Here is a 12,421-nt window from a genome sequence, read left to right as displayed (position 1 = left end):
CGCCAATCGGGCCTGTGCCTCTCTTTCCATCCCCGGAACGGCCAGCATGGCAGGGTTGGCCGCACCGATGGCTGGCTGCTGCCAACTGCCGCCTGCAATAAAAAAACCCCTTTCCTGACGAAAAGGGGTTTTGCTGTTTCCTCACCCGCCCAAGGCGGGCAGGGATCAGAAGTTCAATGCACGCTTGTCCACCGCCAGAGCGGCTTCCTTCATGGCTTCCGACAGGGTCGGGTGAGCATGGCAGATGCGGGCGATGTCTTCAGCGGCGCCACGGAATTCCATGATGGTCACGGCTTCGGCAATCAGCTCGGATGCCACCGGGCCGACAATATGCACACCCAGGACTTCGTCGGTCTTGGCATCCGCCAGCACCTTCACGAAACCGGTGGTGTCACCCAGCGCACGCGCGCGGCCATTGGCCAGGAACGGGAAGCTGCCAGCCTTGTAGGCACGGCCTTCCTTCTTCAGTTGCTGCTCGGTCTGGCCCACCCAGGCGATTTCCGGCGAGGTGTAGATCACCCACGGAATGGTCGCGAAGTTGACATGGCCGTGCTGGCCGGCGATGCGCTCGGCAACCGCCACGCCTTCTTCCTCGGCCTTGTGCGCCAGCATCGGGCCACGCACCACATCACCCACGGCCCAAACATTGGGCAGGTTGGTGCGGCACTCGGCGTCCACGGCGACGAAACCGCGCTCGTCCAGGTTCAGGCCCACGGCCGGAGCGTTCAGGCCGCCCGTGAACGGCACGCGGCCGATCGACACGATCAGGCGATCCACCGTCAGCTTCTGCTCTTCGCCAGCAGCGTTCTTGTAGCTGATATCGACCTTCTTGGCGGAAGGCTTGATTTCGCTGATCTGCACGCCAACCTGGATATCCAGGCCTTGCTTGGTGAATGCCTTCAGGGCTTCCTTGGCAACCTGCTGATCGGCAGCAGCCAGGAATTCCGGTGCCGCTTCCAGCACGGTCACAGCCGCACCCAGACGACGCCATACGCTGCCCATTTCCAGGCCGATCACGCCGGCGCCGATCACACCCAGCTTGCCGGGCACGGCATCCAGACGCAATGCGCCGTCATTGGACAGGACAATTTTTTCGTCAAACGGCACGCCCGGCAATTCGCGCGGGGCCGAACCCGTCGCCACGATCACATGGCGGGCAACCAGGTTTTCCTCGGTCTTGCCGGTCACGTTGATGGACCAGCCGCCTTCGACCTGGCCTGCAAATGCAGCATGGCCATGGAAGAAGGTGACCTTGTTCTTCTTGAACAGGTACAGGATGCCTTCGTTGTTCTGCTTGACGACTTCGTTCTTGCGGCCGATCAGCTTGTCCAGATTCAGCGACACGCCTTTCAGTTCGATGCCGTGTTCGGCAAAGTGGTGATTGGCCTGATCGAAATGCTCGGACGATTGCAGCAGCGCCTTGGACGGAATGCAGCCGACGTTGGTGCAGGTACCGCCGGGAGCGGGGCCGCCCTTGGCGTTTTCCGCGGCATCAACGCAAGCCACGGACAGGCCCAGTTGTGCGGCACGGATCGCGGCCACATAGCCGCCAGGGCCAGCGCCGATGACGACAAGATCAAATTGCTTGGACATGATTGGGGAATCTCTCGCTAGTGTCGGCGTGCCGGCCATGCATGACGCATGGCACGGCAGCCTCGGGGACGCAGCCCGCTTGCGGCGGCCGCTGCGAATGACCGGCCCCGGCAGGCGCTGCCGGGGCCATGCTGGTGATTACAGATCCAGCAGCAGGCGCTGCGGGTCTTCCAGCGCTTCCTTCATGGCGACCAGACCCAGAACGGCTTCGCGGCCGTCGATGATGCGATGGTCATACGACATGGCGAAGTAGTTGATCGGGCGAATCACGACCTGGCCGTTCTCCACGACCGGGCGCTCACGCGTGGCGTGAATGCCCAGGATCGCAGCCTGGGGCGGGTTGATGATCGGGGTGGACAGCATCGAGCCGAACACACCGCCGTTGGAGATCGAGAACGTACCGCCGGTCAGCTCTTCCAGGCCCAGTTTGCCTTCGGAAGCGCGCTTGCCGAAGTCGGCGATCTGCTTTTCGATGTCTGCGATCGACAGCTGGTCAGCATTGCGCAGGATGGGAACCACCAGGCCACGCGGGCTGCCGACAGCGATACCGATATCGAAGTAGCCGTGGTAGATGATGTCCTTGCCATCGACCGAAGCGTTCAGGATCGGGTACTTCTTCAGTGCGGCAACCACGGCCTTCACGAAGAAGGACATGAAGCCCAGCTTGACGCCGTGTTCCTTTTCGAAGCGGTCCTTGTACTTGTTGCGCAGGTCGATCACAGCCTTCATGTTGATTTCGTTGAAGGTCGTGAGGATGGCGTTTTCGCTTTGCGATTGCAGCAGACGCTCGGCCACGCGGGCGCGCAGGCGGCTCATCGGCACGCGCTGTTCCGGACGGCCATCCAGCGACAATTGCACCGGTTGTGCAGCAGCCGGCGCAGCAGCGGGCTTGGCGGCAGGTGCCTGGGCAGCCAGGGCGTCGCCCTTGGTCACGCGGCCGCCACGGCCGGAACCTTCCACCGAGCTGGCTTCGACACCCTTCTCGGCCAGGATCTTGGCAGCAGCCGGAGAGGCCACGCCAGCAGCGCTGGCAGCAGCAGGCGCTGCGGCCGGCGCAGCAGCGGCAGCGGCGGGGGCGGCTGCGGCGGCGGGAGCAGCAGCGGCGCCCTTGCCTTCGGTGTCGATCTTGGCGATCAGTTCACCGGAAGTCACGGTGCTGCCGTCGCCACGGACGATCTCGGCCAGCACGCCAGCCTTGGGCGCGGGCACTTCGAGCACAACCTTGTCGGTCTCGATTTCGATCAGGATTTCGTCAGCGGCAACGGCTTCGCCGGGCTGCTTCTTCCAGTTGAGCAGGGCGGCTTCCGAGACGGACTCGGAAAGCTGCGGGACAACAACGTCGATAATGGCCATTATGTTCTTCCTGTATGGATATTGGTTCTGTTCCGGGATGGATTACTTGCTCAGCACGAAGCCCTTGAGCTTGCCGAAAGCCTGTTCGATAAGGGCCTTCTGCTGCTCGTTGTGCTTGGCGAGATAGCCCACGGCGGGCGAAGCGGAGGCGGGACGGCCCGCATAGCTCAGCTTCTGGCCAGCGCTCATGTTTTCATACAGGTGGTGCTGGATGTAGAACCAGGGGCCCTGGTTCTGCGGTTCGTCCTGCACCCACACCACTTCAGCAAGATTCGGGTACTTCGCCATTTCCGCAGCGAAATCCTTGTGCGCGAACGGATACAGCTGTTCCACGCGGACAATGGCGACATCTTCCGCGCTACGTTCGCGACGGGCATGCACCAGGTCGTAATACACCTTGCCCGAGCACACCAGCAGGCGCTTGACCTTATCCTGCTGAATAGCCTGATCCACTTCACCCAGCACCGGGTGGAAGTGGCCGTTGGCCAGTTCTTCCAGGGGCGAGCCGGCATCCTTGTTGCGCAGCAGCGACTTCGGCGTGAAGATCACCAGCGGCTTGCGGAACTGACGGATCATCTGGCGACGCAGCAGGTGGAAGATCTGCGCCGAGGTCGTGGGTTGCACGGCCTGGATGTTATTGTCGGCGCAAAGTTGCAGGAAGCGCTCAATACGGGCAGACGAGTGCTCCGGGCCCTGGCCTTCATAGCCATGGGGCAGCATCATCGTCAGGCCGCACTGGCGGCCCCACTTGGCTTCGCCGGACACGATGAACTGGTCGATCACGACCTGCGCGCCGTTGACGAAGTCACCGAACTGGGCTTCCCAGATCGTCAGCGTGTTGGGCTCGGCGGAGGCATAGCCGTACTCAAAGCCCAGCACCGCTTCTTCGGACAGCACGGAGTCGATCACCGTGAACGAGGCCTGATCTTCAGACACGTTCTGCAGCGGGATATAGCTGCCGTCGTTCCAGCGTTCACGCTTCTGGTCGTGCAGCACGGCATGACGGTGCGTGAAGGTGCCACGGCCGGAGTCCTGGCCGGTGATGCGGATCGGGTAGCCGGCAGCCACCAGCGTAGCGAACGCCAGGTGCTCGCCCATGCCCCAGTCGAGGTTGATTTCGCCCCGGGCCATTTCGGCACGGCTGTTCAGCAGGCGCGCCACCAGCGGGTGCACCGTGAAGCCTTCCGGCACTTGCGTCAGCTTCTCGCCGATACGCTTGAGTTCGGCCAGCGGCACGCCGGTATCGGCATGATCCGTCCACTTGGCGTTCAGGAATTGCGTCCAGTCGGTCGCGTACTTGCCCTTGTAGTTGGTCAGCACCGGCTCGATGGTGCGTTGACCGTCTTCCATCAGCTGGCGGTAGGCGGCAACCAGCTCGTCGCCACTGCCGGCCGGCAGGATGCCCTGGCTTTCCAGCTTGTCGGCGTACAGCTGACGGGTACCGGGGTGCTGGCCGATGCGCTTGTACATCAGCGGCTGCGTCAGCGCCGGCGTATCCTGTTCGTTGTGGCCCAGCTTGCGGAAGCAGACGATATCGACCACGACATCGTGGTTGAATTCACGACGGTAATCCAGAGCCAGGCGGGTCACGAACACCACGGCTTCGGGATCGTCGCCGTTAACGTGGAACACCGGGGCTTCGATCATCTTGACCACGTCCGTGCAATACAGTGTGGAACGCGAGTCGCGCGGGTCAGAAGTCGTGAAACCGATCTGGTTGTTGATGACCAGGTGCACCGTACCGCCCGTACCGTAGCCGCGGGTCTGCGCCAGGTTCAGCGTTTCCATGACCACGCCCTGGCCGGCAAAGGCGGCGTCACCGTGCACCAGCACCGGCAGGACTTGCTCGCCCTTGGTATCGCCACGGCGATCCTGGCGGGCACGCACACTGCCCTCGACCACGGGGTTGACGATTTCCAGGTGGGACGGGTTGAAGGCCAGCGACAGGTGCACGGGGCCGCCGCGCGTCGAAAGATCGCTGGAGAAACCATTGTGGTACTTCACATCACCGTCGGTCAGGCCTTCGGCGTGCTTGCCTTCAAATTCGGCAAACAGATCGCCCGGCATCTTGCCCATGATGTTCACGAGCATGTTCAGACGGCCACGGTGAGCCATGCCGACGATGATTTCCTGCACGCCCGATTCGCCGGCGTGATTCACCAGCTCGTCCATGGAGACGATGAAGCTTTCACCGCCTTCCAGCGAGAAGCGCTTCTGGCCGACGTACTTGGTGTGCAGGAAGCGTTCCAGGCCTTCGGCCTCGGTAAGCTGCTGCAGCACATGGCGTTTCTGGTCAACGGTCAGATCCGGATGCGAATGCACCGACTCCAGGCGCTGCTGGATCCAGTGCTTGGCCTTGGGATCGGAAATGTGCATGAACTCCGCGCCGACAGAACCACAGTAGGTGTCGCGCAGTGCCTTGAGGATGTCGCGCAGCGTCATCCGGTCGGCCGTCGTGAAATACGTGTCGGTCGCCGCATAGACCTGGTCCAGGTCGGACTCGGTCAGGCCGTAGTAGGCGGGATCCAGCTCCGGCAGTTGCGGGCGCTCGTGGCGCTTGAGCGGATCCAGCTCGGCCCAGCGCGAACCCAGCGAACGGTATGCCGAAATCAGCGTCTGGACGACGATCTGCTTGCTGGCGACGGAAAGGTCGGGTTCCTGGACGCGGACGGCAAAGGCATTGGCCCGGGCGCGCTCGGCAAAGGATTGGACGATGGGAGCGTGAGCCCTGTCGCGCGTGCCTTCCTGACCATCGGTTGCAGGCTGATGCTGCAGCTGGTCGAAATAGGCGCGCCAGTTTTCAGGCACGGCACCCGGATTGTCCAGGTACGTTTCGTAGAGTTCTTCTACGTATGGCGCGTTCCCCCCAAACAGGTATGAGGAGGACAGGGATTCTGTTTGCGATGACATGTAACGCTTCACCTTTCCGGGCGTTTCACCCTTGACGATGCAGGAAAACCTTCCGCGACACGGCCAAACCGGTTAGCGGATAGCGGGGCAGAAGGCGACGTGAACGAGCCTCAATAGCCGTATTGCAGTCCAGTATAGCGCTTTCATACCATTTGAGGCCCCTTCCAAACCCTTTTTCGGCGCCATTCCAGTCCAAGTGCGCCGGCGGAAAATAATTTTGTGCGGCGCGATGGCGGCAGTAGCTAAGACTTAGCCGCGACATGCCAAACAGATGCCGTTCGATAAGTCCAAATTAGGTCTTGCCGCCCTGCGCTGCAAAAACCGTTAATGCAATGCAACACATGACACTCGCCCGCAGCTCGGCGTTTTCGGGTATCTTTTGTTTCTTGCCGGAGCAAACGCTGTACTCGCGGCCCTACTTTCTCACTTGTCTTTCAGAAAGTCCATGGACGAAAATCTGACCAAACTGGCGCTGGATTACCACGCCTACCCCAAGCCCGGGAAAATCTCGGTCACTCCCACCAAGCCGCTGGCCAACCAGGATGACCTGTCCCTGGCCTACTCGCCAGGTGTCGCCGCAGCCAGCATGGCCATCCATGCGGAAGGCAATGCCGCCGCCGCGCGCTATACCTCGCGCGCCAACCTGGTCGGCGTCATCACCAACGGCACCGCCGTCCTGGGGCTGGGCAACATCGGCCCGCTGGCCGCCAAGCCGGTCATGGAAGGCAAGGGAGGCCTGTTCAAGAAATTCGCCGGCATCGACGTCTTCGACATCGAGCTGGCCGAAACCGACCCTGACAAACTGGTCGATATCATCGCTGCGCTGGAGCCCACGCTGGGCGGCGTGAACCTGGAAGACATCAAAGCGCCCGAATGCTTCTATATTGAGAAGAAGCTGCGCGAGCGCATGAGCATCCCGGTGTTCCACGACGACCAGCACGGCACGGCCATCATCTCCGGCGCCGCCGTCATCAACGGCCTGAAAATCGTCGGCAAGTCCATGGACTCGGTCAAGCTGGTCTGCTCCGGCGCCGGCGCAGCCGCCATCGCCTGCCTGGACCTGCTGGTCAGCCTGGGCATCCGCCGTGAAAACATCTACGTCGTGGACTCCCGCGGCGTGATCACGGTCGGCCGCGAGCCCAACATGGAGCCCAACAAGGCCCGCTATGCGCAACAGACCGATGCGCGCACCCTGGCCGACATCACGGTGGGCGCAGACGTGTTCCTGGGCTGCTCGGCGCCTGGCGTCCTAAACGCAGACATGGTCAAGACCATGGCCGACCGTCCGCTGATCCTGGCGCTGGCCAACCCCGAGCCGGAAATCCGTCCCGACATCGCCAAAGCCGCCCGTCCGGATTGCATCATTGCCACCGGCCGCTCGGATTATCCCAATCAGGTCAACAACGTCCTGTGCTTCCCCTTCATTTTCCGTGGCGCCCTGGATGTCGGCGCCTCGCGCATTACCGAGGAAATGAAGCTGGCCTGCGTGCATGCCATCGCCACGCTGGCCCAGGCGGAACAGAATGACGAAGTCGCCGTGGCCTATGCCGGCCAGGACCTGAGCTTCGGCCCCGACTACATCATTCCCAAGCCCTTCGACCCGCGCCTGATCGTGGAAGTGGCATCGGCAGTGGCCCGCGCCGCAGAACAGTCCGGCGTCGCCGCCCGTCCGATTCAGGACATGGATGCCTACCGCCAGGAGCTCCAGGCCTTCGTTTACCACTCCGGCCAACTGATGCGCCCGCTGTACAAGCAGGCCCGCCAGGCCCCCAAGCGCGTCATTTACGCGGACGGTGAAGAAGAACGCGTGCTGCGCGCCGTACAAACCGTTGTGGACGAGAAGCTGGCCTTCCCGATCCTGGTGGGCCGCCCTGCCGTGATCGACATGCGCCTCAAGAAACTGGGCCTGCGCCTGGAAGCCGGCACGCACTTCGAGGTCGTTGACCCTGAGGATGACGTTCGCTTCAACGAAACCTGGCAAGCCTACTATCAGCTCAAGGCCCGCCACGGTGTCACCCCTGCGGTCGCCAAGGCCATGATCCGCAAGCACAACACGCTGATCGGCGCCCTGCTGGTCAAGCGCGGTGATGCCGACGCGCTGATCTGCGGCGTGAGCAGCCGCTATGACAACCAGTTGCGCTACATCGACGATGTCATCGGCCGCAAACCCGGCATCAAGGCCTATGGCGCGCTGAACGTCCTGATGCTGCCGGAACAGACCCTGTTCATCACGGATACGCACGTCAACGAAAACCCCAACGCCGAAGAGCTGGCAGACATCACCATCCAGGCAGCGCATGAAATGCGCCGCTTTGGCGTGGAACCGAAGATTGCGCTGCTGTCGCACTCCAATTTCGGCAGCCGTCCCAGCGAATCGTCGAACAAGATGGCCCAGGCACGCGAACTGCTGGCGCAACAAGCGCCCGACCTGGAAGTCGATGGAGAAATGCATGCCGATTCGGCCCTGTCCGAGAAGATCCGCAAGCTTTCCTTCCCTGACAGCACGCTGCATGGTCGCGCCAACCTGCTGGTCATGCCCAACCTGGACGCCGGCAACATCACCTACAACCTGCTGAAAATGACCGGCAGCCACGGTGTCGCCATGGGCCCCATCCTGCTGGGCGCCGCATTGCCCGCACACGTGCTGACCAACAGCGCCACTGTGCGCCGCATCGTCAACATGACGGCGCTGGCCGTGGTGGACGCTCAGCAGCACGCTGACGCAGCCAACTGATCGCCAGCCCCGCCATGCGGGGCTGGCCGACAGTGCGTTCGGTAACGCACGACAAAAAATCCCGGCGGACACCACTCCGCCGGGATTTTTCTTTGGCTGACTGCCTATGACACGCAAGCATCATGGCAGACTGTCAACGCCGCACTTCCAGGTGCGGCTGTCTCCCGGAACCCTGCCCCACGCAGCGTTCCGCCTCCTCCATACCCGATGGCTACCGCCCGAAGCCGCAGCGGCCCAACACGTGCATCCGGCAACCCGCCCGAGACAGCAGGTGCGGCCTGCGCCGCGCCGCCGGATGCCTTCCCTCCGCCGCCATCGGAAAGCGGAGGGAAGCGACTACCTGATTACTGCCGGCTGGCTGGCGGGACGACTCCCGCCAGACCAACCGCCATCCGCCACGATCAATGCTGGGCGGCGAACTGGGCTTCCTCGGTGGAGCCGGTCAACGCAGTGGTTGACGAGGCGCCCCCTTCGACGGCCTGGGTCACCGCGTCGAAGTAGCCGGTTCCCACTTCGCGCTGGTGCTTCACTGCCGTGAAACCACGTTCGCCCGCGGCGAATTCCTTTTCCTGCAACTCCACGAAGGCGCTCATATTGCGGCGAGCGTACCCGTAGGCCAGGTCAAACATGCCGTAGTTCAGCGCATGGAAGCCAGCCAGCGTGATGAACTGGAACTTGTAGCCCATGGCGCCCAGCTCGCGCTGGAACTTGGCAATCGTGGCGTCGTCCAGGTTCTTCTTCCAGTTGAAGGAAGGCGAGCAGTTGTACGACAGCAGTTTGTCCGGGAACTGACGGTGAATCGCTTCGGCAAAGCGGCGCGCATAGCCAAGATCCGGCACCGAGGTTTCGCACCAGACCAGATCGGCATAGGGCGCGTAGGCCAGGCCACGGGAAATCGCCTGTTCGATACCGGGACGCGTGCGGAAGAAGCCCTCGACCGTACGCTCGCCAGTGATGAAGGGGCGATCATTTTCGTCAATGTCGCTGGTCAGCAGATCGGCCGCGTCGGCATCCGTACGCGCCACCAGCAGCGTCGGCACATTCAGCACATCGGAGGCCAGGCGGGCTGCCGCCAGCTTGGCAACGGCTTCACGCGTCGGCACCAGCACCTTGCCGCCCAGGTGGCCGCATTTCTTGGCCGAGGCCAGTTGATCTTCAAAGTGCACGCCCGAGGCGCCCGCTTCGATCATGGCCTTCATCAGCTCGAATGCATTCAGCACACCGCCGAAACCGGCTTCCGCATCCGCAACGATGGGGGCGAAGTAGTCGATATAGCCCTCATCGCCGGGATTGCGTCCTTCCATCCACTGGATCTGGTCGCAACGCTGCAGGGCGTTATTGATACGGCGCACCACCTGGGGCACGGAGTTCGCCGGGTACAGCGATTGATCCGGGTACATTTCGCCAGCCAGGTTGGCGTCCCCGGCCACCTGCCAGCCCGACAGGTAGATGGCCTTCAGCCCGGCCTTCACCTGCTGCATGGCCTGGTTGCCGGTCAATGCGCCCAGGGCGTTGACGAAAGGTTGCTCGTGCAGCTGTTGCCACAGCTTCTCGGCGCCACGACGGGCCAATGTGTGCTCGATACCTGCCGTGCCCTGCAAGCGGACCACTTCTGCCGCATCGTAGTCGCGGCGGATACCCTTCCAGCGCGGGTTCTCGGCCCAGTCTTTCTGCAATTCACGGATCAGGTTTTCACGGGTGCTCATGGTTTGCCTCCTCAGCAGCTTCTTTGGATTGACGATGGAAAAATTGAAACTGTTGGGAGAAATTCTAAGTTTTATATGCGCCGCAACATTGCTCTGACTCCTGCACAAGATAAATTTATTTTTACTTTAAATTCAATAAGATACAAAAAAACAACCACACTATGAAATGATACATCCGAGATGTGAAAAATGATTTTTCGCGGCGCAACAAACATTTTTCACCAGATAAGCAGGCCTTTTCACCATATAAAATATGGGCATCTTTTTCTTTGCCTGCGACACCGCCATGAGCCACACTTCCCTGCCTGCCGCCACACTGCTGGGCCAGACCGTCAGCTACCCCGATCACTATGATCCCAGCGTCCTGCAAGCCATCCCCAGGGAACCCGCGCGCCAGGCATTGGGCTATACCGATCCACTTCCCTTCCAGGGCGCCGATATCTGGCGCGCCTACGAGCTATCCTGGCTGAACAGCCGCGGCAAACCGCTAGTCGCCACCGCGACCTTCAGCTTGCCTGCCGATAGCCCCAACCTGATCGAATCCAAGTCATTCAAGCTTTACCTGAACAGCCACAACCAGACCCGGCATGCCAGTGCGGAAGCCTTGCGCGCGCAATTGGTCGAGGATCTGTCCCGCGTGGCGCAAGCGCGTGTGGGCGTTGAACTGCAACTGGATGCGGCAGCCATGGCCACGCCTGACTTGGCTGAACTGACCGGGCATTGCATCGACGAGCTGGATATCGACATCGAGCATTACTCGCCCGCCCCCGAGTTGCTGGCCTGCGCAGACAGCACCGGCATGGTAGAGGAGACGCTGGTGTCACGCCTGCTGCGCTCCAATTGCCCGGTCACCGGCCAGCCGGACTGGGGCAGCGTACAGATCCACTATCGAGGCCGCGCCATCGACCATGCCGCGCTGTTGCGTTACATCGTCTCTTTTCGTACGCACACCGGTTTCCACGAACAATGCGCGGAGCAGATATTCCGTGATTTGATGGTTCGCTGCGCCCCCATCGCGCTACGTGTCCATGCCTGCTACACCCGGCGCGGCGGCCTGGACATCAACCCCTGGCGTGCCACGCCTGGCATGGCCGCTCCCGGCGCGGTGCGCACTCCGCGTCAATAGCGCGGCAAAACGACGCCAGGCGGCCACGGCAGCCACCGGCGTCGCGCACGGGCAGACACCATCCATCGTCTGCCCCTTACGGTGCAGCGTGGCCAGGCATCAGCAGAATCATGCCCGATGCTCACGGAATGCCGCCGCCAAGGTACGCAAGGCTGCCCGTGAGCGCTGATCGGTCAAAGTGGAATGCAGCATGATGCGCGAGGCCGGTAGCGCGGGCAGCCCCAGTTTTTGTCCGACCTCCACAGTATCCGGCGGCGCCAGCCGGCAGGCAAAAGCAGCCACGGCCAACCCGGCTGAAACGGCAGCCATGACGGCGGCATGGCCGCCGCCCACGAACACTTCATTCCATTCAATGTCCGCGCCCGCCAGGGCGCGCACGGCAATATCCCTGACCCCGCAGCAAGGCGCCAAGGCCGCCAGGCGCAAGGCCTTGCCGGGCTGCTGGTGAAAGGCAGGCGCCGCATACCAGCCAAAGTGTTCCGGCCCCAGATCCTCACCATCGCGCCGGTCATCTTCTTCGCGCACGATCACGGCATCCAGATTGCCCGCGTCGAAGGCATCCAGCAGACTGCGCGCACTTTCCATGCGCACTTCGATGGTCAGCGCTGGATCGCGCTCATTCAGGCGCGACAGCAGCAAAGGAATTTCCGGCCCTGCCACATGCTCGGCAATACCCAGTCTAAACCGCCGGCAATCGCAGGATAACGCCAGCAGCGCGCGATCGTGCGCCGCCAGGAAATCCCGTGCCGGATTGAGAAATACCAGCCCCTGCGCCGACAGGCGCACCAGCCTGGGCGTGCGTTCGATCAGCTTGTAACCCAGGCGCTCTTCCAGGCGCTTGAGACGTACGCTGATCGCCCCCTGTGTGCTGCCCAAGGCCTCCGCGGCCCGCGTGAAACTCTGGAAATCCGCAATGCTGACAAAGGCCTGCACCGATTCCACATCCAGGCTGGGTTTACCCATCAATCATCCAAAATTGTTGTCTCTGATATACCCAAT

General features: G+C 62.2%; 7 protein-coding genes. 2 read left to right on the top strand and 5 right to left on the bottom strand.

Annotation, left to right across the window (positions count from 1 at the left end):
* Window positions 1-165: 165 nt before the first annotated feature.
* The 3 genes from lpdA to ACNA1V_RS00355 form a co-directional block, all read right to left on the bottom strand.
* Window positions 166-1,593 (bottom strand): dihydrolipoyl dehydrogenase, encoded by a 1,428-nt coding sequence (gene lpdA, locus ACNA1V_RS00365; protein WP_415831581.1) that lies wholly within the window; start codon window positions 1,591-1,593, stop codon window positions 166-168.
* Between the two features lie 138 nt (window positions 1,594-1,731).
* Window positions 1,732-2,946, bottom strand: coding sequence for a 2-oxoglutarate dehydrogenase complex dihydrolipoyllysine-residue succinyltransferase (gene odhB / locus ACNA1V_RS00360; protein ID WP_415831580.1), 1,215 nt, complete (start codon window positions 2,944-2,946; stop codon window positions 1,732-1,734).
* 42 nt (window positions 2,947-2,988) lie between these two features.
* On the bottom strand, window positions 2,989-5,856 hold the full coding sequence (locus ACNA1V_RS00355; protein ID WP_415831579.1) for a 2-oxoglutarate dehydrogenase E1 component: 2,868 nt from the start codon (window positions 5,854-5,856) through the stop codon (window positions 2,989-2,991).
* 445 nt (window positions 5,857-6,301) lie between these two features.
* Here ACNA1V_RS00355 and ACNA1V_RS00350 point away from each other — a divergent pair, with 445 nt between their 5' ends.
* A complete protein-coding gene (locus tag ACNA1V_RS00350) occupies window positions 6,302-8,590 on the top strand; it encodes an NADP-dependent malic enzyme (RefSeq protein WP_415831578.1) in 2,289 nt (762 codons plus the stop codon).
* Window positions 8,591-8,991: 401 nt separating this feature from the next.
* Here the strand turns inward: ACNA1V_RS00350 and aceA are convergent, their stop codons facing one another.
* Window positions 8,992-10,296, bottom strand: a complete 1,305-nt coding sequence (gene aceA, locus ACNA1V_RS00345; RefSeq protein ID WP_415831577.1) for an isocitrate lyase — start codon at window positions 10,294-10,296, stop codon at window positions 8,992-8,994.
* A gap of 286 nt (window positions 10,297-10,582) precedes the next feature.
* On the opposite strand from aceA, the gene queF reads away from it, so the two are divergent.
* Window positions 10,583-11,422 carry an NADPH-dependent 7-cyano-7-deazaguanine reductase QueF gene (gene queF / locus ACNA1V_RS00340; RefSeq protein WP_415831576.1) on the top strand — a complete coding sequence of 280 codons (840 nt, stop codon included), beginning with the start codon at window positions 10,583-10,585 and terminating at the stop codon, window positions 11,420-11,422.
* Between the two features lie 108 nt (window positions 11,423-11,530).
* On the opposite strand, the gene ACNA1V_RS00335 is transcribed toward queF, so the two are convergent.
* Window positions 11,531-12,385: a LysR family transcriptional regulator gene (locus ACNA1V_RS00335; RefSeq protein ID WP_415831575.1), complete on the bottom strand. Its 855-nt coding sequence runs from the start codon at window positions 12,383-12,385 to the stop codon at window positions 11,531-11,533.
* Window positions 12,386-12,421: the final 36 nt, after the last annotated feature.

Source organism: Kerstersia similis (genome assembly GCF_965139615.1).
Taxonomy (GTDB): domain Bacteria; phylum Pseudomonadota; class Gammaproteobacteria; order Burkholderiales; family Burkholderiaceae_B; genus Kerstersia; species Kerstersia similis.
The sequence above is the reverse complement of the archived record's forward strand: the minus strand, read 5'-3'. Positions and strand labels throughout refer to the sequence as shown.